The 24,413-nt window shown below is 52.1% G+C and carries 28 protein-coding genes and 1 pseudogene; 20 read left to right on the top strand and 9 right to left on the bottom strand.

The genetic code is table 11. From position 1 onward, the window contains the following. The first annotated feature begins 113 nt into the window (after window positions 1–113). The gene (yjfP, locus tag J1G48_RS20040; protein WP_000560303.1) at window positions 114–863 is read left to right on the top strand and encodes an esterase; all 750 of its coding nucleotides are present in this window, start codon (window positions 114–116) and stop codon (window positions 861–863) included. Here the strand turns inward: yjfP and ulaR are convergent. Both ulaR and ulaG read right to left on the bottom strand, forming a co-directional pair. Continuing rightward, window positions 860–1,615, bottom strand: a complete 756-nt coding sequence (ulaR, locus tag J1G48_RS20035) for an HTH-type transcriptional regulator UlaR (RefSeq protein WP_000133618.1) — start codon at window positions 1,613–1,615, stop codon at window positions 860–862. The genes yjfP and ulaR overlap by 4 nt on opposite strands. A gap of 104 nt (window positions 1,616–1,719) precedes the next feature. Then, complete coding sequence (ulaG, locus tag J1G48_RS20030) at window positions 1,720–2,784, bottom strand: L-ascorbate 6-phosphate lactonase (RefSeq protein ID WP_000049161.1); 1,065 nt, start codon at window positions 2,782–2,784, stop codon at window positions 1,720–1,722. A 362-nt stretch (window positions 2,785–3,146) separates the two neighbouring features. Here ulaG and ulaA point away from each other — a divergent pair, with 362 nt between their 5' ends. Genes ulaA through J1G48_RS20000 form a run of 6 tightly spaced genes read left to right on the top strand, consistent with a single transcriptional unit; the run spans window position 3,147 to window position 7,553 of the window. Next, a complete protein-coding gene (gene ulaA, locus J1G48_RS20025) occupies window positions 3,147–4,544 on the top strand; it encodes a PTS ascorbate transporter subunit IIC (protein ID WP_000404873.1) in 1,398 nt (465 codons plus the stop codon). A gap of 15 nt (window positions 4,545–4,559) precedes the next feature. After that, on the top strand, window positions 4,560–4,865 hold the full coding sequence (gene ulaB / locus J1G48_RS20020) for a PTS ascorbate transporter subunit IIB (protein WP_000218362.1): 306 nt from the start codon (window positions 4,560–4,562) through the stop codon (window positions 4,863–4,865). A 9-nt stretch (window positions 4,866–4,874) separates the two neighbouring features. Then, window positions 4,875–5,339 carry a PTS ascorbate transporter subunit IIA gene (ulaC, locus tag J1G48_RS20015; RefSeq protein WP_000776531.1) on the top strand — a complete coding sequence of 155 codons (465 nt, stop codon included), beginning with the start codon at window positions 4,875–4,877 and terminating at the stop codon, window positions 5,337–5,339. Between the two features lie 13 nt (window positions 5,340–5,352). Then, window positions 5,353–6,003, top strand: a complete 651-nt coding sequence (gene ulaD / locus J1G48_RS20010; RefSeq protein ID WP_000056761.1) for a 3-keto-L-gulonate-6-phosphate decarboxylase UlaD — start codon at window positions 5,353–5,355, stop codon at window positions 6,001–6,003. 9 nt (window positions 6,004–6,012) lie between these two features. Then, window positions 6,013–6,867: an L-ribulose-5-phosphate 3-epimerase UlaE gene (gene ulaE / locus J1G48_RS20005; protein ID WP_000949530.1), complete on the top strand. Its 855-nt coding sequence runs from the start codon at window positions 6,013–6,015 to the stop codon at window positions 6,865–6,867. Continuing rightward, window positions 6,867–7,553: an L-ribulose-5-phosphate 4-epimerase gene (locus J1G48_RS20000; protein WP_001170769.1), complete on the top strand. Its 687-nt coding sequence runs from the start codon at window positions 6,867–6,869 to the stop codon at window positions 7,551–7,553. Before ulaE ends, J1G48_RS20000 begins: the two co-directional genes overlap by 1 nt. Before the next feature lie 128 nt (window positions 7,554–7,681). Here the strand turns inward: J1G48_RS20000 and yjfY are convergent, their stop codons facing one another. Beyond that, on the bottom strand, window positions 7,682–7,957 hold the full coding sequence (gene yjfY, locus J1G48_RS19995; protein ID WP_001680087.1) for a DUF1471 family protein YjfY: 276 nt from the start codon (window positions 7,955–7,957) through the stop codon (window positions 7,682–7,684). A 193-nt stretch (window positions 7,958–8,150) separates the two neighbouring features. On the opposite strand from yjfY, the pseudogene J1G48_RS23460 reads away from it, so the two are divergent. From J1G48_RS23460 to J1G48_RS19970, 6 genes and pseudogenes are all read left to right on the top strand, one after another. Beyond that, a pseudogene (locus J1G48_RS23460) lies at window positions 8,151–8,356 on the top strand (hypothetical protein). Between the two features lie 70 nt (window positions 8,357–8,426). Then, window positions 8,427–8,822: a 30S ribosomal protein S6 gene (gene rpsF, locus J1G48_RS19990; RefSeq protein WP_001216673.1), complete on the top strand. Its 396-nt coding sequence runs from the start codon at window positions 8,427–8,429 to the stop codon at window positions 8,820–8,822. A 6-nt stretch (window positions 8,823–8,828) separates the two neighbouring features. Beyond that, the gene (priB, locus tag J1G48_RS19985; RefSeq protein ID WP_001519453.1) at window positions 8,829–9,143 is read left to right on the top strand and encodes a primosomal replication protein N; all 315 of its coding nucleotides are present in this window, start codon (window positions 8,829–8,831) and stop codon (window positions 9,141–9,143) included. Window positions 9,144–9,147: 4 nt separating this feature from the next. Next, entirely contained in the window at window positions 9,148–9,375 is a 228-nt protein-coding gene (rpsR, locus tag J1G48_RS19980; protein ID WP_000135199.1) for a 30S ribosomal protein S18, read from the top strand. 41 nt (window positions 9,376–9,416) lie between these two features. Next, complete coding sequence (gene rplI / locus J1G48_RS19975; protein ID WP_001196059.1) at window positions 9,417–9,866, top strand: 50S ribosomal protein L9; 450 nt, start codon at window positions 9,417–9,419, stop codon at window positions 9,864–9,866. A gap of 147 nt (window positions 9,867–10,013) precedes the next feature. Continuing rightward, a complete protein-coding gene (locus J1G48_RS19970; RefSeq protein ID WP_000381072.1) occupies window positions 10,014–10,940 on the top strand; it encodes a DMT family transporter in 927 nt (308 codons plus the stop codon). A gap of 49 nt (window positions 10,941–10,989) precedes the next feature. Here J1G48_RS19970 and J1G48_RS19965 read toward each other — a convergent pair whose 3' ends face one another. After that, a complete protein-coding gene (locus J1G48_RS19965; protein ID WP_001119448.1) occupies window positions 10,990–11,625 on the bottom strand; it encodes an OapA family protein in 636 nt (211 codons plus the stop codon). Window positions 11,626–11,844: 219 nt separating this feature from the next. Between J1G48_RS19965 and fklB the strand changes: the two genes are divergently transcribed. The 4 genes from fklB to J1G48_RS19945 all read left to right on the top strand — a co-directional run bounded on the left by fklB (window position 11,845) and on the right by J1G48_RS19945 (window position 17,044). Then, complete coding sequence (gene fklB / locus J1G48_RS19960; RefSeq protein ID WP_000235161.1) at window positions 11,845–12,465, top strand: FKBP-type peptidyl-prolyl cis-trans isomerase; 621 nt, start codon at window positions 11,845–11,847, stop codon at window positions 12,463–12,465. 295 nt (window positions 12,466–12,760) lie between these two features. After that, complete coding sequence (cycA, locus tag J1G48_RS19955; RefSeq protein ID WP_000228326.1) at window positions 12,761–14,164, top strand: D-serine/D-alanine/glycine transporter; 1,404 nt, start codon at window positions 12,761–12,763, stop codon at window positions 14,162–14,164. A 337-nt stretch (window positions 14,165–14,501) separates the two neighbouring features. Then, window positions 14,502–15,641, top strand: a complete 1,140-nt coding sequence (locus J1G48_RS19950; RefSeq protein ID WP_000155543.1) for a DKNYY domain-containing protein — start codon at window positions 14,502–14,504, stop codon at window positions 15,639–15,641. Window positions 15,642–15,655: 14 nt separating this feature from the next. Then, window positions 15,656–17,044: a hypothetical protein gene (locus tag J1G48_RS19945; protein ID WP_000944340.1), complete on the top strand. Its 1,389-nt coding sequence runs from the start codon at window positions 15,656–15,658 to the stop codon at window positions 17,042–17,044. 66 nt (window positions 17,045–17,110) lie between these two features. Here the strand turns inward: J1G48_RS19945 and ytfE are convergent, their stop codons facing one another. The 3 genes from ytfE to J1G48_RS19930 form a co-directional block, all read right to left on the bottom strand. After that, on the bottom strand, window positions 17,111–17,773 hold the full coding sequence (gene ytfE / locus J1G48_RS19940; protein WP_000331471.1) for an iron-sulfur cluster repair protein YtfE: 663 nt from the start codon (window positions 17,771–17,773) through the stop codon (window positions 17,111–17,113). A gap of 102 nt (window positions 17,774–17,875) precedes the next feature. Further along, window positions 17,876–18,841, bottom strand: a complete 966-nt coding sequence (locus J1G48_RS19935) for a DMT family transporter (RefSeq protein WP_000623276.1) — start codon at window positions 18,839–18,841, stop codon at window positions 17,876–17,878. An 80-nt stretch (window positions 18,842–18,921) separates the two neighbouring features. Continuing rightward, the gene (locus J1G48_RS19930) at window positions 18,922–19,770 is read right to left on the bottom strand and encodes an SDR family oxidoreductase (RefSeq protein WP_000560612.1); all 849 of its coding nucleotides are present in this window, start codon (window positions 19,768–19,770) and stop codon (window positions 18,922–18,924) included. Window positions 19,771–19,857: 87 nt separating this feature from the next. Here J1G48_RS19930 and J1G48_RS19925 point away from each other — a divergent pair, with 87 nt between their 5' ends. Further along, on the top strand, window positions 19,858–20,244 hold the full coding sequence (locus J1G48_RS19925; protein WP_001201297.1) for a helix-turn-helix domain-containing protein: 387 nt from the start codon (window positions 19,858–19,860) through the stop codon (window positions 20,242–20,244). A gap of 57 nt (window positions 20,245–20,301) precedes the next feature. Here the strand turns inward: J1G48_RS19925 and J1G48_RS19920 are convergent, their stop codons facing one another. Beyond that, complete coding sequence (locus tag J1G48_RS19920; RefSeq protein WP_000589390.1) at window positions 20,302–22,245, bottom strand: bifunctional 2',3'-cyclic-nucleotide 2'-phosphodiesterase/3'-nucleotidase; 1,944 nt, start codon at window positions 22,243–22,245, stop codon at window positions 20,302–20,304. A gap of 267 nt (window positions 22,246–22,512) precedes the next feature. On the opposite strand from J1G48_RS19920, the gene cysQ reads away from it, so the two are divergent. After that, entirely contained in the window at window positions 22,513–23,253 is a 741-nt protein-coding gene (gene cysQ, locus J1G48_RS19915; protein WP_000893398.1) for a 3'(2'),5'-bisphosphate nucleotidase CysQ, read from the top strand. On the opposite strand, the gene J1G48_RS19910 is transcribed toward cysQ, so the two are convergent. Further along, on the bottom strand, window positions 23,243–23,800 hold the full coding sequence (locus J1G48_RS19910) for a YtfJ family protein (protein ID WP_000175300.1): 558 nt from the start codon (window positions 23,798–23,800) through the stop codon (window positions 23,243–23,245). The genes cysQ and J1G48_RS19910 overlap by 11 nt on opposite strands. Before the next feature lie 326 nt (window positions 23,801–24,126). Here J1G48_RS19910 and J1G48_RS19905 point away from each other — a divergent pair, with 326 nt between their 5' ends. After that, entirely contained in the window at window positions 24,127–24,333 is a 207-nt protein-coding gene (locus tag J1G48_RS19905; protein ID WP_000689229.1) for a DUF1107 domain-containing protein, read from the top strand. Window positions 24,334–24,413: the final 80 nt, after the last annotated feature.

Genomic DNA, 24,413 nt, shown 5'->3' with positions numbered 1-24,413 from the left:
ATGAAAACGTTGCGAAAGCGTAACCCAGTTCTCAAACATTATGAATTATTGCGCTATCCATAAACTTGCGTTAAGTATTTCTCCGTGGCATACCGGATAAAAAGGAGAGAATAATGATAGCGATTGAAACACGACAATTAGCCGGAGGCGTCGTACTACATGCCTTCCCGGAAGGGAAACGCGCCGTGCCGCTTCCCTGTGTGGTGTTCTATCATGGCTTCACCTCCTCCAGCCTGGTTTATAGTTATTTTGCCGTTGCCCTGGCACAGGCAGGATTCCGGGTAGTCATGCCGGATGCGCCGGAGCATGGCGCTCGCTTCGGCGGCGACTCACAGGGACGGATACACCGATTCTGGCAGATTCTGCACCAAAACATGCAGGAATTTACGACGTTACGTGCGGCGATTCAGGCGGAAAACTGGCTACTTGACGGGCGGTTGGCGGTGGGCGGCGCATCCATGGGCGGTATGACGGCGCTGGGCATTATGACGCGTCACCGAGAGGTAAAATGCGGGGCCAGTTTAATGGGGTCGGGCTATTTTACCGGGCTCGCCCGGACGCTTTTCCCGCCGTTATCCCCGCAGAACCCGGCGCAGCAGGCGGAATTCGACAATATCATCGCGCCGCTACGTGAATGGGAAGTCACACATCAGTTAGAGCGCCTGGCCGACAGGCCGCTTCTGTTGTGGCATGGTCAGGAGGATGACGTGGTGCCTGCTATCGAAACCTTCCGGCTCCAGCAGGCACTCGCCGCGGCGAAGCTGGATAAGCATGTGACCTGTTTATGGGCCGCAGGCGTGCGGCATCGCATTACGCCAGAAGCGTTGTCGGCGACGGTAGCGTTTTTCCGACAGCATCTTTAAACGCGGAGTATGCTTACACCCTGGGCTTCAAGCTGTTGCAAAACCTGCGGATTGGCATTTTTGCCGGTAATCAGCATAGCGATCTGATCGGCGCGGCTGAACAGCATCCCCGCGCGCTCGCCAATTTTACTGCTATCGACCAGCGCGACCAGTTTCCCGACGACGCTGAGCATTTTTTGTTCCGCCATGGCGGTTAGCATATCGGTCTTGTACAGGCCATCCGCGGTTAAGCCCTTTCCGCTGGTAAACATCCAGTGGCCAGCATAGAGACTGTTTTCACTTCCCTGCGGGCTCAGGGTAATCGACTGGCTTTTATTATACTGACCACCCATGATAATCACGCTGTCATGCTCTTGATCGATCAGATAATTCGCCAGCGGCAGATAGTTGGTAATGATCTGTACCGGTTTCCCGCACATTTCACGCCCCAGCAGGAAAGCGGTGGAGCCGCAGTTAATCACTACGCTTTCACCCGGGTTTACCAGCTGCGACGCCGCTTTCGCGATGCGTACTTTTTCATCGTGGTTTTGCGCCTGGTGCAGATTCATCGGCGTCCAGCGGGGCCGCTGTTGGGTAATGGCCTCTGCGCCGTTGCGCACTTTTTTAAGTTTCCCGCTTTCGTCGAGCTTGTTGATGTCGCGGCGCGCTGTCGCCGGGGAGATCCCCAGACGCTCAATCACGTTTTCGACGGTAACAAAGCCCAACTGTGCCAGCATATCCAGCAGTATTTGATGTCTTTGTGCTTCAGTCATGAGCTATTCCGATACAAATTGATTTGAAAAGATGATATTTGAAATAGCCTGGAAATACTAAAGTAAATGGAAAAAATGCCGGGTAATCCCGGCATGATATCGACTCACAGGAAGGATTTGAACGGTAGATCGGGTTCAATGGTAAAGCAATCGTCAAACCCACGCGGATAGTGGTATTCGAAATTGTCTTTATCCAGCGGCCAGGTAAACTTGCCGCCAACCTGCCAGATAAACGGTTTAAAACCATACTTCAGGCGATCTTTCTTCATTTCCCATAGCACGCGGATCTCTTGCGGATCGGCCTGGAAGTTCGACCAGATATCGTGATGGAACGGGATCACCACTTTGGTATTCAGCGATTCCGCCATGCGTAAAATATCCGCGCTGGTCATTTTGTCCGTAATACCGCGCGGGTTTTCACCGTAAGAACCGAGCGCGACATCAATTTGATGTTCGTTGCCGTGTTTCGCGTAGTAGTTGGAATAGTGAGAATCGCCGCTGTGATAGAGATTGCCGCCCGGCGTTTTAAACAGATAGTTAACCGCGCGTACATCCATGCCGTCCGGCAGTACGCCAGCAGCTTTCTGATCGGCAGGCAGGGTGATTAATGCAGTGCGGTCAAAGGCATCAAGCGCATGAATTTCAATATCTTTCACTTTCACGACATCGCCCGGTTTTACCACGATGCAGCGTTCTTTCGGCACGCCCCAGCCAACCCACAAATCCACGCAGGTCTGCGGGCCGATAAACGGAACATCATCGGCGCAATTCTGCATTACGGCAGCCGCGACATTGACGTCAATGTGATCGTTATGGTCGTGGGTCGCCAGTACGGCGTCAATCTGACGGATAGCGAAAGGATCGAGAACAAACGGCGTGGTGCGCAGGTTAGGCTGTAATTTTTTGACGCCAGCCATACGCTGCATCTGATGGCCGGTTTTCATCAACGGATTACCGTGGCTCTGTTTACCGGTACCGCACCAGAAATCGACGCATACGTTAGTGCCGCCTTCAGATTTTAGCCAGATACCGGTACAGCCCAGCCACCACATAGCGAACGTACCCGGCGCGACCTGCTCTTGCTCAATCTCTTCGTTCAGCCAGCTTCCCCACTCCGGAAACGTGCTCAGAATCCATGATTCACGCGTGATGCTTTGTACTTTACTCATCGCATTTACCTTCATGTTTGTTCAAAATAGTTCAAAATGTGATTTGTTTTGATTAATCCTGACACTATTTTCTCAAGAAGGCAATGGGCTATTTTTTGACTTTTGGGTAGAGGAGAACGCAGCCAGAAGAAAATTTAATCTTTTCTGGCGTCATGGGGATGTATTCATCTTTATGATTTTACTTATTTTAATGAAGAAATGAGTTATTTATAAGTAAACCATGTATTAAGTGTGCTAATTATTTGCGCGCTACGTCACATTTAATCAAATTCAATCTTGTTGTGATTACTTTTGAAAATTACAGTGGAGGGACATTATTCTGAGCGCCTGTGACTCAGCAACCTTGTCTACCGGAGATCGTTATGGAGATCCTCTACAACATCTTTACCATTTTTTTTAATCAGGTAATGACCAATGCCCCGCTATTACTGGGTATTGTGACCTGCCTGGGCTATATCCTGCTGCGTAAAAGCGTCAGCGTGATCATCAAAGGGACGATCAAAACCATCATTGGCTTCATGCTGCTACAGGCCGGGTCCGGCATTCTGACCAGCACCTTTAAACCGGTGGTGGCGAAAATGTCTGAGGTCTACGGCATCAACGGCGCGATTTCCGATACCTATGCTTCGATGATGGCAACGATCGAACGGATGGGTGATGCGTATAGTTGGGTAGGCTACGCGGTGTTGCTCGCGCTGGCGCTGAATATTTGTTACGTCTTGTTGCGACGCATTACCGGTATTCGCACCATCATGTTGACCGGGCACATCATGTTCCAGCAGGCGGGGCTGATTGCGGTCTCTTTCTATATCTTCGGCTATTCCATGTGGACCACCATTATCTGCACGGCGATACTGGTTTCCCTGTACTGGGGTATTACCTCCAACATGATGTACAAGCCGACTCAGGAAGTGACCGATGGCTGTGGTTTCTCCATCGGTCACCAGCAGCAGTTTGCTTCCTGGATTGCCTATAAAGTCGCGCCGTTCCTGGGCAAAAAAGAGGAAAGCGTTGAAGACCTCAAACTGCCGGGCTGGCTGAACATTTTCCATGACAACATCGTCTCCACGGCGATTGTAATGACCATCTTCTTTGGTGCCATTCTGCTCTCCTTTGGTATCGATACCGTACAGGCGATGGCGGGTAAAACCCACTGGACAATCTATATCCTGCAAACCGGTTTCTCCTTTGCGGTGGCGATCTTCATCATCACCCAGGGCGTGCGTATGTTTGTCGCCGAGCTCTCTGAGGCCTTTAACGGTATCTCCCAGCGTCTGATTCCGGGCGCAGTACTGGCGATTGACTGCGCCGCTATTTATAGCTTCGCGCCGAACGCGGTGGTCTGGGGCTTTATGTGGGGCACCATCGGTCAGCTGATTGCGGTTGGCATCCTGGTTGCCTGCGGCTCCTCGATCCTGATTATTCCTGGCTTTATCCCGATGTTCTTCTCTAACGCCACTATCGGCGTGTTCGCTAACCACTTCGGCGGCTGGCGTGCGGCGCTGAAGATTTGTCTGGTGATGGGGATGATCGAAATCTTTGGTTGCGTCTGGGCGGTGAAACTCACGGGGATGAGCGCCTGGATGGGTATGGCGGACTGGTCGATTCTGGCACCGCCGATGATGCAGGGCTTCTTCTCCCTCGGTATCGCCTTTATGGCCGTCATCATTGTAATTGCACTGGCTTATATGTTCTTCGCTGGCCGCGCACTGCGCGCAGAAGAAGATGCAGAAAAACAACTGGCAGAACAGTCTGCTTAATAAGGAGTTTTGATTATGACCGTACGTATTCTGGCTGTGTGTGGCAACGGACAGGGCAGTTCCATGATCATGAAAATGAAAGTGGACCAGTTTTTAACCCAATCAAACATTGACCACACGGTAAACAGCTGCGCGGTTGGCGAGTACAAAAGCGAGTTGAGCGGCGCGGATATCATCATCGCTTCTACCCATATTGCGGGCGAAATCACCGTGACCGGCAACAAATATGTGGTTGGCGTGCGTAACATGCTCTCTCCTGCTGACTTCGGCCCGAAACTGCTGGAAGTGATCAAAGAACATTTCCCGCAAGACGTGAAGTAAGGATGCAACATGAAATTACGTGATTCACTGGCGGAGAATAATTCTATCCGCCTGCAGGCTGAAGCGAATACCTGGCAGGAAGCCGTCAAGATCGGCGTCGATTTACTGGTGGCTGCCGACGTGGTGGAGCCGCGCTATTACCAGGCCATTCTCGATGGCGTTGAGCAGTTTGGCCCCTATTTTGTGATTGCCCCCGGCCTGGCGATGCCGCATGGCCGCCCGGAAGAAGGGGTGAAGAAAACCGGTTTTTCGCTGGTGACGCTGAAAAAGCCGCTGGAGTTCAACCACGAAGATAACGACCCGGTCGATATTCTGATCACCATGGCGGCGGTTGATGCCAACACTCACCAGGAAGTGGGCATCATGCAGATCGTCAACCTGTTTGAAGACGAAGCTAATTTTGACCGTTTACGCGCCTGCCGCACCGCGCAGGAAGTCCTGGATCTCATTGACCGCACCAACGCGGCAGCTTAAGAAGGAATTGAAAATGTCATTACCAATGTTGCAGGTCGCGCTGGACAACCAGACTATGGATAGCGCCTATGAAACCACTCGCCTGATTGCCGAAGAAGTCGACATTATCGAAGTGGGCACCATTCTGTGCGTGGGCGAAGGCGTGCGTGCGGTTCGCGATCTGAAAGCGCTTTACCCGCACAAAATCGTGCTGGCGGACGCCAAAATTGCCGATGCCGGTAAAATCCTCTCCCGTATGTGTTTCGAAGCCAACGCGGACTGGGTGACGGTCATTTGCTGCGCCGACATCAACACCGCGAAAGGCGCGCTGGATGTGGCGAAAGAGTTCAACGGCGACGTGCAGATCGAACTGACCGGTTACTGGACCTGGGAACAGGCGCAGCAGTGGCGCGATGCGGGCATTCAGCAAGTGGTTTATCACCGCAGCCGTGACGCGCAGGCCGCAGGCGTGGCGTGGGGCGAGGCGGATATTACCGCGATTAAGCGGCTCTCCGATATGGGCTTTAAAGTGACCGTGACCGGCGGACTGGCGCTGGAAGACCTGCCGCTGTTCAAAGGCATTCCGATCCATGTCTTTATCGCGGGGCGCAGCATTCGCGATGCCGAATCGCCGGTAGAAGCCGCACGGCAGTTCAAACGCTCCATTGCCCAACTGTGGGGCTAAGGAGTGGCTATGCTGTCGAAACAAATTCCGCTCGGCATCTATGAAAAAGCGCTCCCTGCCGGGGAGTGCTGGCTGGAGCGCCTGCGGCTGGCGAAAACGCTGGGTTTTGACTTTGTTGAAATGTCGGTGGACGAGACCGACGCCCGACTGGCGCGGCTCGACTGGAGTCGCGAGCAGCGCCTGGCGCTGGTGAGCGCGGTTGCTGAAACCGGCGTGCGCGTGCCGTCCATGTGTCTGAGCGCGCATCGTCGTTTTCCGCTCGGTAGCGAAGATGACGCGGTACGGGCGCAGGGGCTGGAGATTATGCGTAAAGCGATTCAGTTTGCGCAGGACGTCGGGATTCGCGTCATTCAACTGGCGGGGTACGACGTTTACTATCAGCAGGCCAATGACGAAACGCGTTGCCGCTTCCGCGATGGGTTAAAAGAGAGCGTTGATATGGCTAGCCGCGCCCAGGTGACGCTGGCGATGGAGATCATGGATTATCCATTGATGAATTCCATCAGTAAAGCGCTGGGCTATGCTCACTACCTCAATAACCCGTGGTTCCAGCTCTATCCGGATATCGGCAATCTGTCTGCCTGGGATAACGACGTACAGATGGAGCTACAGGCGGGAATCGGGCATATCGTCGCGGTACACGTCAAAGATACTAAACCCGGCGTGTTCAAAAATGTGCCGTTTGGCGAAGGCGTTGTCGATTTCGAACGCTGCTTCGAAACGCTCAAACAGAGTGGCTATTGCGGGCCCTATCTGATTGAGATGTGGAGTGAAACAGCAGAGAACCCGGCGGCAGAGGTAGCGAAAGCGCGTGACTGGGTGAAAGCGCGCATGGCCAGCGCCGGTCTGGTGGAGGCAGCCTAATGCAAAAGCTCAAGCAGCAGGTATTTGACGCTAACATGGATTTGCCCCGTTATGGACTGGTGACGTTTACCTGGGGCAACGTCAGCGCTATCGATCGCGAACGCGGGCTGGTGGTGATTAAGCCAAGCGGTGTCGCCTATGAAACCATGAAGGTAGATGACATGGTGGTGGTGGATATGGATGGCAAAGTGGTGGAGGGAGGTTATCGTCCTTCTTCCGATACCGCTACCCATCTGGCGCTGTATCAACGCTATCCGTCGCTTGGCGGCGTCGTTCATACCCACTCCACCCACGCCACGGCATGGGCGCAGGCGGGGATGGCTATTCCGGCGCTCGGTACCACGCACGCGGACTATTTCTTTGGCGATATTCCTTGTACCAGGGCGTTAAGCGAAGAAGAAGTGCAGGGCGAGTACGAGCTGAACACCGGTAAGGTGATCATCGAAACGCTGGGCGAGGTGGAACCGCTGCATACGCCAGGCATTGTGGTGTATCAACACGGGCCGTTCGCCTGGGGGAAAGATGCGCACGATGCGGTACATAACGCGGTCGTCATGGAGGAAGTGGCGCGAATGGCGTGGATTGCGCGCGGTATTAACCCTGGCCTCAACCCCATCGACGATTATCTGATGAATAAACACTTCATGCGTAAGCATGGCCCGAATGCGTATTACGGGCAGAAGTGAAGTATGAGCTCCGGAATGTGAATATTATCGGGATGTCACAGGTCTAATTCCAGAGCCATCTTTCCGCGAAAAAAAGCCCCCTGTTCAGGGGGCAAATCAACTATGATTTTTCGTTGGTTTTCCTGATGCTAGCGATAAATATTCGCGCTGGCGTGTATGTTGCCGTTGCTACCCGGTTCCCGGATAAGTATGACGTGATAATACATTGCGTTTCGCGCGTCGGCCTCGTCATTCAGCGCCAGATTGGCTTCGCTTTCCGTGGCGAACTTATGGTTGATGTAGATCACGCCTAAGCTGCGCACATCATCCATATTTCTGGCCTGGTGATTATTTAACTCGATGGCTGCCGTTGCCGTTACGCCAGGCAAAAGCGCAGCCAGAAATAACATTATCCGGGCTCGCATCATGTACCTCCTCAGCAGCGCGGTCTGGTTGGCGATATCCCCCTTTAGTGAATCGCTTCTGGTTTAATTTTAACCATAACCCGCCGCAGAGATGGCGACCTTTTCTGATGCTGTTGTTCAAAAAATTATCGCATTGTCGTTTTTTACCTGATTAACAACCCGTTGATGTATGCCGCTATGTTTAAGAAACCCTGTGTGGCAAAAAAGCGCGCTGACCACAGTGTCAATTCTCTGCCGGAACAGGCCGTTTATAGTGGCGCGCGATATAACGTTAATATCTCAGCAGCAAAATGCGACGGGACAGGCGTTACGTTCGGCACGATAAATAATTGTACAATCACCTTGAGTTTGCCCGCAGGCGCCAGTATTATAACGCGTCATTTTTCAGCCGACCTTTAACACGTTCCTTGCCTCCATGGGCTGCGGCTGACCCAGACAGGAGGCTGAATAATCCGTAAGGAGCAATTCGATGCGTCATTACGAAATCGTTTTTATGGTCCATCCTGACCAGAGCGAACAGGTTCCGGGCATGATCGAGCGTTACTCTGCTGCCATCACTGGCGCAGAAGGCAAGATCCACCGTCTGGAAGACTGGGGCCGCCGTCAGCTGGCTTACCCGATCAACAAACTGCACAAAGCGCACTACGTTCTGATGAACGTTGAAGCGCCGCAGGAAGTGATCGATGAGCTGGAAACTACCTTCCGCTTCAACGATGCCGTTATCCGCAGCATGGTTATGCGTACTAAGCACGCTGTTACCGAAGCTTCTCCGATGGTTAAAGCGAAAGACGAGCGCCGTGAGCGTCGCGATGATTTCGCTAACGAAACCGCAGATGATGCTGAAGCTGGGGATTCTGAAGAGTAATTTCTGATGACCAACCGTCTGGCGTTGTCCGGCACCGTGTGCAGGGCCCCCCTTCGAAAGGTCAGTCCATCAGGAATTCCGCATTGCCAGTTCGTGCTTGAGCATCGTTCTGTGCAAGAGGAAGCCGGCTTTCACCGGCAGGCGTGGTGCCAAATGCCCGTTATTGTTAGCGGACACGAAAACCAGGCCATTACTCACAGTATAACGGTCGGCAGCCGCATAACCGTTCAGGGGTTTATTTCTTGCCACAAGGCAAAGAACGGTCTGAGCAAAATGGTTCTGCATGCCGAGCAGATTGAATTGATAGATTCTGGAGACTAGCCATATGGCACGTTATTTCCGTCGTCGCAAGTTCTGCCGTTTCACCGCGGAAGGCGTTCAAGAGATCGACTATAAAGATATCGCTACGCTGAAAAACTACATCACCGAAAGCGGTAAGATTGTCCCAAGCCGTATCACCGGTACCCGTGCAAAATACCAGCGTCAGCTGGCTCGCGCTATCAAACGCGCTCGCTACCTGTCTCTGCTGCCGTACACTGATCGCCATCAGTAATCGGTCACGGTCCATTAATACGACTTTGAGAGGATAAGGTAATGCAAGTTATTCTGCTTGATAAAGTAGCAAACCTGGGTAGCCTGGGTGATCAGGTTAACGTTAAAGCGGGCTATGCTCGTAACTTCTTGGTACCAAAGGGTAAAGCTGTTCCGGCTACCAAGAAAAACGTTGAATACTTCGAAGCACGTCGCGCTGAACTGGAAGCTAAACTGGCTGACGTTCTGGCTGCTGCAAATGCACGCGCAGAGAAAATCAACGCCCTGGAAACCGTTACTATCGCGTCTAAAGCAGGCGACGAAGGTAAACTGTTCGGTTCCATCGGTACTCGCGACATCGCTGACGCTGTGACTGCGGCTGGCGTTGACGTGGCTAAGAGCGAAGTTCGTCTGCCGAACGGCGTTCTGCGTACCACTGGCGAACACGAAGTGAACTTCCAGGTTCACAGCGAAGTATTCGCAAAAGTTATCATCAACGTGGTTGCTGAGTAATCAGGCATTCTCGTTTTTGCTAGCAACGAAACGTCGGCCCAGCGCCGACGTTTTGCTTTTTTAACCCCATCGCTTTTCGACTGGCTATCTCCCCCTCTTTTCGCGATAATCAAAAATAAAACATTATTTTAATTTCTTGGTGAAAGAATGGATACCCAACGCCAGGCCTCCCCGTTTGCCCGCAAAAACGTCGTTTATGTGTGTGCCGCATTTTGTTGCTTGCTATGGGGCAGCGCTTATCCAGCCATCAAAAGCGGTTATGACCTCTTTCAGATAGCCACCGATGATATCCCTTCTAAAATTGTTTTTGCTGGTTATCGTTTTTTGTTTGCGGGTGGGTTGCTACTACTGTTCGCGCTGCTTCAGCGTAAACCGATTGGTCGGTTTCGTCCGCGCCAGTTTGCTCAGTTGACGTTACTGGGGCTGACTCAGACGTCGCTGCAATATCTCTTTTTCTATATCGGCCTTGCGTTCACCTCCGGCGTGAAAGGCTCAATCATGAACGCGACAGGCACATTCTTCAGCGTATTGCTGGCGCACTTTATTTATCAGAACGACCGATTGAGCTACAACAAAACGCTCGGCTGTATTCTGGGCTTTGCGGGCGTCATGGTGGTGAACGTCAGCAACGGCCTGGATTTCAGCTTTAATCTGCCGGGAGAAGGCTCCGTGGTGCTGGCGGCGTTTATTCTTTCTGCGGCCACATTGTATGGCAAACGTCTCTCGCAGACGGTCGATCCGATGGTCATGACTGGCTATCAATTGGGGATTGGCGGTCTGGTACTGGTCATTGGCGGTTACGTTTTTGGCGGTACGCTGACGATACATGGCTTCTCGTCGGTGGCGATTTTAGTCTACCTGACGCTGCTCTCGTCGGTCGCTTTTGCGCTATGGAGCATTTTACTCAAATATAATCGCGTGGGGATGATTGCGCCGTTTAACTTTCTGATCCCGTTTTCTGGCGCGGCTCTTTCGGCTATTTTTCTCGGCGAGAATATATTGGAGTGGAAATACATGATTGCGCTGGTGCTGGTGTGTTCGGGGATTTGGTGGGTGAATAAGGTGAAGCGGTAATGCTTCACCTGAACGAATAGGGTATAGACGGGGTAAGGCGCAGCCGGCGTTACTGTGCGCGAATAAAACTGCCGTCAGGCTGACGCGTAAACAGCACCTGTTGACCGTTATCGCCATCTATCGTTAAACCTGTCACCACCCCGCTGGCATTCTGGCGAATTTTAATCATTTGACCATTTTTGAGATTACTCAGCGGTTTGCCAGCGCCTTCTACCTGCGCCATTGCATAAACGTCTGTCGGGGGCAGCCCGTGGTCACGGAACAGTTGCGCCAGAGTTTTACCAGACTCTACCCGGTACGAGCGCCACTGTTGACCGATGCCGCTATCCTGCTGGAAAGGCTGCGTCTGCGGCTGGTTTTGTTCTTCCGGCTGGCCTTCCTGGATAGGTTCCGGCGCAACGGGCGCCACCTGATCCGGATCGTTTTGCGGCGCGACCAGCTGCGCCTGAAGCTGGGCCTCCGTCGGCGGCTGTGATTGCGATTGCAGATCCAATTGCGCTTCCCGCGTGACGACAGGTGAGTCGCTGGTCTCGCTGGCGGGCAGCAGGAAACCGATCACCAGCACGATAGCGGCAATGATAATGCCACGACGATGCATAGGCGGCAGCGGTTCCATGATGCGAAAATTATCCGGCGCGTGCCAGATTTTCGCCAGGGTTGGTTTTAATTCAAAGCGCCCGGGCATGGTTTACCTCCTGCTCCGCATCTCGTTCCTTAATCATAGAGTATAGATGGCTAACGCTATGATACTGGTAGTGCTATCCGCTTTCGTGACATCAATACGGATAATCTATTGTTTCTTTTTCCCTGCGATTTGTCATCCTCCCTGAGACAAAGTTTTACCAGAAGAAGCGTGGCTGTTATGCTGCCCGCTACTTTTTTGATATCCGATGAAGGAAAAATAATGGCCACCCCGACTTTTGACACTATTGAAGCGCAAGCGAGCTACGGCATTGGTTTGCAGGTAGGGCAGCAGCTCAGCGAATCCGGTCTTGAAGGGCTGTTGCCTGAAGCGCTGGTTGCAGGCATTGCTGATGCGCTGGAAGGTAAACACCCGGCGGTTCCTGTTGATGTGGTGCATCGTGCGCTGCGTGAAATTCATGAGCGTGCGGACGCGGTGCGTCGTGAGCGTTTCAAAGCGATGGCGGCCGAAGGCGTGAAATACCTGGAAGAAAACCGCGAAAAAGACGGTGTGAACAGTACTGAATCTGGTTTACAGTTCCGCGTTCTGACGCAGGGCGAAGGCGCGATTCCGGCGCGTACCGACCGCGTACGCGTGCATTACACCGGTAAGCTTATTGATGGCACCGTATTTGACAGCTCCGTCGCGCGCGGCGAACCGGCTGAATTCCCGGTAAATGGCGTGATCGCCGGCTGGATTGAAGCTCTGACTCTGATGCCGGTAGGTTCCAAATGGGAACTGACTATCCCACAGGAGCTGGCCTATGGCGAGCGTGGGGCCGGGGCCTCTATTCCGCCATTCAGCACCCTGGTGTTTGAGGTGGAACTGCTGGAAATTCTGTAAGCGCCCCGGGTTTGCCGGATGATGGCGTAAACGCCTTATCCGGCAACCCTGACTTCAGCAGATGCCAATATTTTATTTTGCAAATGGCGTCGTTACGTGTATTTTTGTGAGCTAATTCGCATTATCAAAGTGATATAACACTCATTTTAAACATAAAATTAACATTGTATTTGAATCTTAGTATTCATCCCGCCGATTCTTACCTAATATCGATGAGTCCTGATAACAGGATCGTCGTATCATAGACCAAAGGCCGTAGAGCCCGCACAACACAGACAGGTACAGGAAGAAAAACATGGTAGATCAGGTAAAAGTCGCAGCCGACGAACAGGCTCCGGCTGAACAGTCGCTACGGCGCAATCTTACAAACCGTCATATACAGCTTATCGCTATTGGCGGCGCTATTGGTACCGGTCTGTTTATGGGATCGGGTAAAACGATCAGTCTCGCCGGACCGTCGATCATTTTTGTGTATATGATCATCGGTTTTATGCTTTTTTTCGTGATGCGCGCCATGGGGGAATTGCTGCTCTCGAATCTGGAATATAAATCGTTTAGCGATTTTGCTTCCGACCTGCTTGGCCCCTGGGCGGGATATTTCACCGGCTGGACGTACTGGTTTTGCTGGGTAGTGACCGGTATGGCTGACGTGGTGGCGATTACTGCCTACGCGCAGTTCTGGTTTCCCGGCCTTTCCGATTGGGTCGCCTCGCTGGCGGTAGTGATCCTGCTGCTAAGCCTCAACCTCGCCACCGTTAAAATGTTTGGTGAAATGGAATTTTGGTTTGCTATGGTCAAAATCGTCGCCATTGTGGCGTTGATTGTGGTCGGGCTGGTGATGATTGCGATGCACTTTAAATCGCCGACAGGCGTTGAAGCGTCTTTCGCGCATCTGTGGAATAACGGCGGCTGGTTCCCGAAAGGTATTAGCGGGTTCTTTGCCGGTTTCCAGATTGCAGTGTTCGCTTTCGTGGGCATTGAGCTGGTTGGTACTACCGCCGCAGAAACTAAAGATCCGGAAAAATCGCTGCCGCGCGCGATTAACTCAATACCGATCCGTATCATCATGTTCTACGTCTTTGCGCTGATTGTCATTATGTCGGTGACGCCGTGGAGTTCCGTGGTGCCGGATAAGAGCCCGTTCGTTGAGCTGTTTGTACTGGTGGGTCTGCCTGCCGCCGCGAGCGTGATCAACTTTGTTGTGCTGACCTCGGCGGCGTCTTCCGCCAACAGCGGCGTCTTCTCGACCAGCCGTATGCTGTTTGGCCTGGCGCAAGAAGGCGTGGCGCCAAAAGCGTTCGCTAAGCTATCGAAACGCGCGGTACCGGCGAAAGGCCTGACCTTCTCCTGTATCTGCCTGCTGGGCGGCGTGGTTATGCTGATGGTCAACCCGAGCGTGATTGGCGCATTCACCATGATCACTACGGTTTCGGCTATCCTGTTTATGTTTGTCTGGACCATCATTCTGTGTTCATACCTGGTGTACCGCAAAAAGCGTCCCCACCTGCATGAAAAATCCATCTATAAGATGCCGCTCGGTAAGCTGATGTGCTGGGTCTGCATGGCGTTCTTTGCGTTCGTGCTGGTATTACTGACGCTGGAAGACGATACGCGCCAGGCGCTGATCGTGACGCCGCTGTGGTTTATCGCGTTGGGTCTGGGCTGGCTGTTCCTGCGTAAGAACAAACTGGCTAAATGACGGATTTATCCCTCTCGCTTAGGCGAGGGGGTATGCGCATAACGTACCCGCCGGGGCGCTTTCTTCATTTTTACGCCCCATTTTGTCGCTTCCCGCTCCTTAACGAGCTATTTTTCTCGCCACATTTGATAGCGTATGGAGATGAAAAGCTCAGGAAATGAGTGTTTGTCCGCTGATGCAATGACGCGAAAAACGTTTCTTCAGGAAGGGCAGCTGTAAATTGCAGGCTGACGGTAAGTGCCGCCTTGATGAATTCCTATAATGGCGGCTCGCGCTGGATAATACGTTGAAAAAGTGGTTTAAGTAACAAATTAATCTCCTATTTCAAACTGTAATTATGACCATTCGACGCTGGATTTTAAGCGCTACGCTTTTGCTGCTGCCTGTTCCTGCGTTCGCAGATTTTCAGTATCAGCAGGATAAGGACGGCGTTTTTTATACCGCCGACGACGAACCGCAAATTCTCTCCCGACTGCCTGACGTTAGCTATTCGCATTTACGGCGTATTGCCGATTTATCTCACCCGCAAGACCCTCGCCCGTTAATAGAAATCAATCCCGACAGCCATAACTGCGACGACAATCATATTTGTCAGCACGCTTATCTCAGCGATGGGCGCTTTATCCTGTGGGCAGGCAAAATCGTCCAGAATACCGGGGATGAGCCTGCCGTTGATGTTGCCAGCTTTCAGTCTTTTGGCGCCTTTGCCGCCGATAAACACGGTCTCTATTTTGATGGTAAACGTCGTGATAGCAATGCGGGTGAAAAACGTGTGGATATGGCGACTCTGGCAGAGACGAAAATCTGGAATCTGCTGCGGGATAAAAATAATCTCTATTATGAAGGCCGCTGGCTGGGGCGGGCCGATGGGTTTCGCGTGTTGAGGCTGGATTCCACTTCGGCAAGGGAGTTTATTGTGACGACGGCGCAACGGGTGATTGTGAACGGCATACCCATTACCGCTGATGCTAATACGTTTCAAATCATTCGCTGGATGCCTGGCGAGGTACTAATTTATCGTGATAAAACCGGTAAGCATGACTATGAGATTGATAATTCCAGTCGGTACTGCGGCTATTTTAATATTGGCCTGCGTGAGGTGACATGGCTGAAACATGAGGCAACCAACGCCGGGAGCAGTTGTAAAGTGGAAACCCTGCCGGGTGTCGATCCGGAGTATTTTTTTCGTCTGAACGGGAACACCGGTTGGTATAAGGATCGTATTTATCAGGTGAGCACGAATGCGTTGGGCGAGGGGGTACTGCGCATTTTTACGTCGCAGGAAAAACTTCCGGCGCTGAAAATAGATAGAGTTACCTATAATTACTACCATCTGGCTTTGTCCGCGGATGGGCAATTATATCGCCAGATCTCACGTGATCAATGGCAGCGCTATAACCCGATATTAACAGAGTGGACGACGGTATCACCAGCGCCCACTGACGTTATCTCTTTGCTTCCCTCTGATTACCACTAGCGCAGGATGGCGCAATGTTGAGAATAAAACAGTTCTGTTTATCGATTTTATTAATGCTGGCACCAGTGTTAGCTCTGGCCTGTTCCGGCATTCCATATGCTTTGTTTCACTATCAGCCGTGGGGGCAGGGAACGAAATATGTAGTTGAAGAAGATTATGATTATGGTATTAATTTTAAAGATATTGAAATTCGAGAGGTAAAATTTAGTCAACTACGGCACGTTCCTGACCGCATTGTTAATGAATATAATGACCGTGGAAAAATGAGTAATGATTTTGTTCATGTCGCCGCTTTTTCATCGCTAATAAAAAATGATTTCTGGCAGTTTTATTGGCTAACCGACGGCCAGCATATTTTATGGGTTGGGAAAATCGTACAAAATCCACCGGGTAAGCCGCCAGTGGATGCAGCGACTTTTCGGGCGTATGGACGCTTTGCCGCTGATAAAGATAGTCTTTACTTCGACGGCGAGCGCACAGATGATAATCATGGTGAAAAAAGGGTCGATATAGATTCGTTGCAGCAGGTCGGCGGCAACATCAAATTAAACGACTCCGGCGATGTGCTTAAAGACAGGCGCAACCTCTACTTTCAGGGACGCTGGCTGGCTAGTGCGCAGGGATATTCCATCCTGGGCGTTAAATCCTGGGAGCAGCGTAATATTCTGTTTTCGCCGACCAGCTGCGATACTACATCTAATCCTGGCCCGTGGGACACTATTCTGCGTACCGCCACGCAGGTTTTTGTTAATGGTGTGGCAATTGATGCCGATCCGAACTCTTTTCATGTTGTGCGCTGGGTCGCTGGCGTGCAGTTACTCTATCGCGACAAAGCAGGCGTAAAACGCTATTACTTCGGCAAAGACTGTCTCAATACGTTTAATGTACAGCGGGATAAGGTGACATGGATGACGCGAGAGGCATCGCGCCGAGGCGATGACTGCCGAATAGCGACTATTCCCAATGTTGATCCAGAATATTTCCATCCCATTCATTACAATTGGACGGTAGCACAGTACAAAGATCTATTGTACCAGGTGAAGTATGTCTCTCCGGTCGACAGGGTATTAACCATCACCCGCTTGCCTGATCCGCAGGTACAGCTGAAAGCTGGCGCTAATTTGGTGGGTAAACAGATCTATTTTATCGGCGATGGGGGCGTGCAGATTATCGACCCTATTGGACCATTGGTGTGGTTTAAAAATCCCGATGGTTCATTTTCTGATGTTTTTGCTCATGACGATCGTTATCTCTATTTCTTCGGTGATACGCTGGTGGATAGCGGGCAACGGCGTAACGTAACGCGGACGCTGGATACTGCGCATATCGACAAGAGCGGTTATTATCTGGTCACTGAGGAGGGGAAATATGAGGTTATTAATAATGCATTCACCTCTCGCTAAAAAGCGTTAGTCGATTCAGAATAAACGATCCTGTCTATACGTTCAGGATCGTTTATTGGCGGTGGATTATTCCCCGGCCAGCGCGCGTGGGAACAGCACGTTATTCTCCAGGCTGATGTGCTCCATCAGATCATCAATCATCTCATTAATGCCGTTATACATCGCTTTCCAGGTGGTGCAGGCTTCTGGCGGCGGCGTTACATTTTGGGTGACGTGTTTGATGACGTCTACCAGCTCTCCCGCCTCGTCATGCTCGCTTTCCATTACGCTTATCGGGCCCGTTGCCTGGCGACCCATACCCTGTTTGATCATGGGGAACAGGATCTGTTCTTCTTTCATCATATGGCTGGAAAGCTCTTCATGCAGCGCGGTGAGATATTTTGTCAGGCCGCGTGGGACGTTTGGCTTATCCGCGTGAACGCGTTCCACTTTGGTTGCCTGCAGAATAAGCTCCGGCAGTTGTTCGCGATGTCGGTCATGATAGCGAACAACGATATGGTCAATAATGTCCGCCAGCGGAACGGCGCGCCAGTCTTTTTCGATGGGCTGTTCAGCCAATTGCGCCAGTTGCGCTTCAATGATGTCAATATCGACGTCGTGACGCGCGGCGGCGCGTGCCAGCGTCTGTTTTCCACCGCAGCAGTAATCCATATCGTACTGGCGAAACAGCGCCGATGCGCGGGGAATAGAGAGCGCCAGTTCGCCTAAAGGTTGATCGCGATAAGCCATAGCCGTTACCTCATTTGCAATAATATAAGTTGTATTCTAAATGCATCTTTAAGGCGAGGCTATAACACTTTCGGGGTGCGTATAATTTAAGCGAGTATGAAATTAGCGTTCCGTGACCGGAACGACGGTCGCTTTTTCCGGTTTCGCTCTCACGGCAATGACCACGCCCGCCACCAGGAGCGCAATGCCGCTTAACGTCAGGAATGGCGGGATTTCTTGGCGCAGAATGAAGGTATAGAGCAGTCCCGCCAGCGTTTCAAAAACAATCAGCGGCCCTAAAATAACGGTTGGCAATTTTTGGCTGGCGATATTCCAGCACAGCGTGCCCACCCAGGAACACAGCACCGCGATGGCGATCATCAGACCGATAAACAGCGCGGGATGCGGGCCAAAGGGCAGGGTAAACAACGGTTTCTGGATACTCAGCCACAGACAGACCGCCGCATAGCCGATTAACGAGACCGGCAGCGTAACCAGCGCCTGCGCCGTTGCCCACATCATGGGATGTTTGTCGGGATTTTCCCGCAGCCAGCGGGCGTTGCGCAGCGCATACCATGCCCAGCACGCTACGGAAATCAGCGCCAGCACAATGCCTGAACCATAGCGCCAGCCGCTAACATCGGACAATCCCTGACTAAGTTCAGCAATATTGACGCACAGCAGGCCAAAACCGATAAGCGCCAGCGCGGGCGCTAAACGCCGCCAGGATAATCTGCCGTCTCGTTGGCTATAGAGAACGTTAGCGAAAAGCGGAATGACGACCGGCAATGTCCCGATGATCATCGTCGAAACCGGCGCGCCGGTTCGCTGAATAGCGCTGGCGAGGCAGGCGTAATAGATTACATTGCCCATCAGAGTCAGCGACAGGGCGGTGAACCAGTCTTTGCGCGTCAACTGGCGTAACCGCGTGCGGCCTAACCAGGCAATCGGCAGGGCAATCAGCCCCAGCGCCAGGTAGCGTCCCATTGACTGTAAGAGGGCCGGGTAATCCGGCACGATTAACGGGCCGACGAAAATCAATCCCCACATTAGCCCTGCCAGCAGGGCGTATAGCACGCCGCTAATCATCAGATTCTCCTCATAAACCGTTCCGTCATTATCAGAGAAGGTCTATGAGGATGCCACATAAATTAACTAAATTTTAACACTTACAGTACGGAGCGAAGGCTTTCTGTGAGCGTCGTCGTCGGGCGACCGATGAGTTTACGCAGCGTATGGCTGTCATCAAACAAGCCGCCTTTCGCCGCGCCAGCGTCAGAATTGGCCAACATATCCGCCAGTCCGTCAGGCAGGCCTGCGCCTTTTAACGCGGCGGCAAAATCGACTTCGCTCAGGTTCTGGTAGACGATTTTTTTTCCGCTCTGATGAGTAAGTTCATCCGCCAACTGGCGTAATGTCCAGGCGTCATCACCCGCCAGCTCGTAGACATTCCCGGCGTGACCCTCTTCACTGATGACGCGCGCGGCGGCGGCGGCATAGTCAGCGCGCATTGCGGAGGCGATTTTCCCTTGTCCCGCTGCGCCAATAAAGACGCCATGCTTCAGCGCGGCAGGGACGCTCGCCAGGTAGTTTTCCGTATACCAGCCGTTACGTAATAGCGTGTGAGGAATACCTGACTCAGCCAGCATCTTTTCCGTTTCAATATGTTCATCGGCGAGCGCCAGCGGCGATTTATCCGCATGTAGCAGGCTGGTATAGGCGATGAATTTCACCTTCGCGGCAATGGCGGCCTGAATAACGTTGCGGTGCTGCGCGGTGCGTTGTCCCACTTCGCTGGATGATATAAGCAGCAGTTTATCAACGCCCTGTAAGGCGGTGGTCAGCGCGGCTTCGTTAGCGTAATCCGCCTGGCGAACGGCGATCCCGCGCTGACTGAGCGGGGCGGCTTTTTTCGGGTTACGGGCGATCGCGACGAGGTGACTGGCGGGCGTCGTTTTTAGCAGGTTTTCAATAACGTGTTGGCCCAGTTGGCCTGTTGCGCCAGTGATAGCAATCATGGTGAACTCCTCAGTGTTGGTCTTGTGTTTTATTACGCTACCACCTAAACTTACTTTTAGTAAGTACGTACAAAAAGGTAAGTATCAATGCGCGCTCATACTCTTTCCCGGCAGTTGCGTGAAGGTAATCTCTTTGCTGAACAGTGCCCGTCCCGTGAGGTGTTAAAACATGTCACCAGTCGCTGGGGCGTACTGATTCTGGTCGCGTTACGCGACGGTACACACCGTTTTAGCGACCTGCGCCGCAAGATGGGAGGCGTGAGTGAAAAGATGCTGGCGCAGTCGTTACAGGCGCTTGAACAGGACGGATTTCTTAACCGGGTGTCATATCCAGTTGTTCCGCCGCATGTGGAGTACAGCCTGACGCCGCTTGGCGAGCAGGTGAGCGATAAAGTCGCCGCGCTGGCGGACTGGATAGAACTGAATTTGCCGCAGGTATTGGCGCAGCGGGAGCGTTTATCAGATGGCGGCTAGCGCTTTATTCGGCCTGCCAGTCAGGCCGAATAAACGCAGCGCCATGCGGGACTCACGTTACTTGCTCAAATCCACCTGATAAATGGCAAAACCGATATCATCGACAGCAACCTTCTTCATCGGATACTGCCCTTTCTCTTTAATGAAGGCAGCGGCTTTATCGCCTGGCGATGTTTCAAAGCGGATATCCAGCGTCGTATCGCTGTGGATTGGCGCCAGACGCCAGTTATTATCCGCCGCCGGATGGATTTCGCCCGCGCGTTTTGACTCTGCGCCAATCCATGCCGCCAGCACGGCGCGATTTTCATCCGGAGACGCAAAGGCGATATGGCTGTCGCCCGTGCCGGCAAACTTGTCGCCGTAAGCGCGATAGTTATTCGTGGCGACCAGGAACGTAGCGTTCGGGTCGACAGGCTTACCGTTAAAGGTCAGGTTTTTAATACGTTCCGCCTGCGGATTCACCATCTGGCATTCGCCATCATAGCGGGCGGGCTGTGACACATCGATTTGATAATTCACGCCGTCAATGACATCGAAATTATAGGTGCGAAAGCCATCCCAATTGATCAACGATTGCGGTTTGTTGCTGTGAATATCAATTTGATTAAACTGTCCGGCAGAACATTCCAGCCACTCTTTTACCTCCTTGCCGCTGGCTTTCACCACCACCAGCGTATTCGGATAGAGATAAAGATCGGCGGCGTTACGGAAGGTCAACTGGCCTTTTTCCACTTCGACAAAGCTGGCAGGATCGTTCTTACGCCCGCCAACTTTAAACGGCGCGGCGGCGGACAGCACCGGCAGTTTCGCCAGATCCGGATCGCCCTGAATAAAGTGTTCCACATACGCTTTTTGCGCGTTATTCACCACCTGTACGGTAGGATCGTCCTGCACCAGAGCAAGATAACTGTACATATTATCGGCGGATTTACCGATGGGCTTGCTGACAAACTCGCTGGTGGCATCGTGATCGGCTTTCAGAATACCGACCAGCCTACTGTCTTCCGCCGCCAGCGACTTTTTAGCGGCGGCGTCGTAAATAGGCCGCGCTTCCGCTTTCGCCTGCGTAACCTGCCATTTGCCGCTGTCGTTATTGAGCACCAGATCGACCACTCCCAGATGGTCGCCCCACATGCCAGGCATTACCGCAGGAATGCCGTTAAGCGTACCTTTGGCGATATCCGCGCCTTTGATGTCGGCAAAATCTTTACCGGGGAAGACGGCGTGGGCGTGGCCAAACATAATCGCGTCGACGCCGGGAACTTCGCTGAGGTAATAAACCGAGTTTTCCGCCATGCTGTGGTACGGATCGGCAGAAAGGCCTGAGTGAGCAATGACTACCACGATATCAGCGCCTTTCTCGCGCATTTCGGGCACATATTTCCGGGCGGTTTCCGTAATGTCATTGACGGTAACTTTGCCGCTCAGATTCGCTTTATCCCAAATCATGATTTGCGGCGGAACAAAGCCGATATAGCCGATTTTCAGAGTTTGCGGGTGGCCGTCTTTATCAATAACGCTCGTCTCTTTAATCAGATAAGGCGTAAAGAGCGGCTTTTGGGTTTTAACGTCGATAATATTGGCGTTAACATAAGGGAATTTCGCGCCGGCCAGCGCGTTATGCAGATAGTCCAGACCATAATTAAACTCATGGTTGCCGAGGTTTCCAACCGCGTAATCCAGAGTGTTGAGCGCTTTATAGACCGGGTGAACATCACCGTCTTTGAGCCCTTTTGCCGCCATATAATCGCCCAGAGGGCTCCCCTGAATCAGGTCGCCGTTATCCACCAGCACGCTGTTTTTGACTTCATTTCGGGCGGCATGAATCAAACTTGCGGTACGTACCAATCCGAATTTTTCGGTTGCGGTATCCTTGTAATAATCGAAATCCATCATGTTGCTATGTAAATCAGTAGTTTCCATGATACGGAGATCGACGGTGGCCGCATTCACGCTGGCGGCGATCAGCGTAGCCAGAAGCGTTGCACTAAACTTAATCATCAGAGGCACCTTTTAAGAACGCAATAGAAAAGCCGGATAGTGAAAAATAGCGATGATAAACAGTGAAACCCGATATCGTTCCGACCGTCGCCAGAAGAAGGCGAAACTGCCTCATCCGGCCGATTTTTTGCGAGTGTTCACAGAAAGGTGAATCATGCCATGAAAGCTATTATCAAAACCGCTGACGGTATCACAGTTGGCGGAACCCTTAACGATCGGGTATAAGTAAAACAACGAGTTAACGCCCCTGTCATAAAGAGGTGGAGAATGTTAGAACAAGTATGCCAGCTTGCACGGAACGCGGGCGATGCCATTATGCAGGTTTATGATGGAGCCAAACCGATGGAGTACGCCCGCAAGCAGGACGATTCTCCAGTCACTGCGGCGGATATCGCCGCACATACCGTGATTCTCGAAGGGTTACGCACGCTCACGCCGGATATTCCGGTGCTTTCAGAAGAAGATCCGCCCGCCTGGGAAGTGCGCCAGCACTGGCAGCGCTACTGGCTGGTCGATCCGCTCGACGGCACCAAAGAGTTCATCAAGCGCAATGGCGAATTCACGGTCAATATTGCGCTGATTGAGCAGGGCAAGCCGGTGTTGGGCGTTGTCTATGCGCCGGTGCTGAAAGTGATGTACTACGCGGCGGAAGGTAAGGCCTGGAAAGAGGAGTGCGGGGTGCGTAAGCAGATTCAGGTGCGGGATGCCCGCCCGCCGCTGGTGGTGATTAGCCGTTCGCATACGGATGATGAACTCACCGAATATCTCCAACAGCTTGGCGAACATCAGACCACCTCTATTGGTTCCTCGCTGAAATTCTGTCTTGTGGCGGAAGGCCAGGCGCAGCTTTACCCCAGATTTGGGCCGACCAGCGTCTGGGACACTGCCGCAGGTCATGCCATTGCTGTTGCAGCCGGGGCGCACGTTCACGACTGGCAGGGAAAAACGCTGGACTATACCCCTCGTGAGTCGTTCCTTAACCCCGGCTTCCGGGTGACTATTTACTGAGGAGCTTATGCAGCAGGTCGACCACCTGCTGTACCTCTTGCTGGGTTAACGCGCCATCTTTCACCCATTGAACCCGACCGTCTTTGTCAAGCACGATGACGGCGGACCCCTCTTCTTTTAATTGCCAGGCGTTACGCGCCACGCCATTGCTGTCGACAATAAATTGCGACCACGGGTAGAGCTTTTTATTACTTTCTATACTGCTACGCACGAACATACCGGAGCCGGGGATCGCATCATCGGTGTTCACAATTGTGGTCGTCTGGTATCTGTCATGCGGAAGCCCGGCGGATTTAATCGCTTCAATCAGCGTGGCGTTTTTTTCCTTCGCTGACGTTCGACCCGCAATGTGCAGCAGGACGCGCACTTTTCCCGCCAGCTGCGCGCTATTCCAGTTTTTATAACTAAACTCATCTTTATTCAACGTCAGTTCGCCACGATCGGCAATGCCTACCGGCGGCACCCGTTGGTTATCTTCAAGGTTATGCGCACAAGCCATTATGGGGAGTAGCAGACACGACATCGCCAGAATTTTACGTAGGGTCATGGTCATTCCTTCTTTATTTTTTTGCAGGTGATCCGACCACTTTGGGCCGACAGTTAATCATATGTGCGATTGATGCTTTTTCCCGCAAAGGGGATGCCAGTTTGCGGGCGGGCGCACACTTCCTGTGAAAAATGAAGGCATATACTGAGAAAAATGAGCTGATGTTTAGATAATTCTGAATAACTGTAATCAAAAGGTAAATATACTTATGCACACTGGAAACGACGTAGATATGGTCTATAGTCATATGGCATTAAAATTTGCGCCTTAAAACTGTTGGGCCGATTGTGGCACCGCAAGGGCGTAATACTCTGCAGGAGACAACAATGAAAATTTTCCAACGCTACAACCCGCTACAGGTGGCGAAGTACGTGAAGATCCTGTTCCGTGGACGGTTATATATCAAGGATGTTGGCGCTTTTGAGTTCGATAAGGGTAAGATTCTTATCCCAAAAGTGAGAGACAAGCAGCACTTGTCTGTGATGTCTGAAGTTAACCGTCAGGTTATGCGTCTGCAAACTGAGATGGCGTAACCAAAAGTGCTATGCAGTAGGTTAAAAAAGTAAAAAAAAACGGCTCCTGAATCAGGAGCCGTTGATGTTTCTGGCAAACG

It is taken from the genome of Salmonella sp. SAL-020 (genome assembly GCF_017372215.1).
GTDB lineage: Bacteria > Pseudomonadota > Gammaproteobacteria > Enterobacterales > Enterobacteriaceae > Salmonella > Salmonella enterica.
The sequence above is the reverse complement of the archived record's forward strand: the minus strand, read 5'-3'. Positions and strand labels throughout refer to the sequence as shown.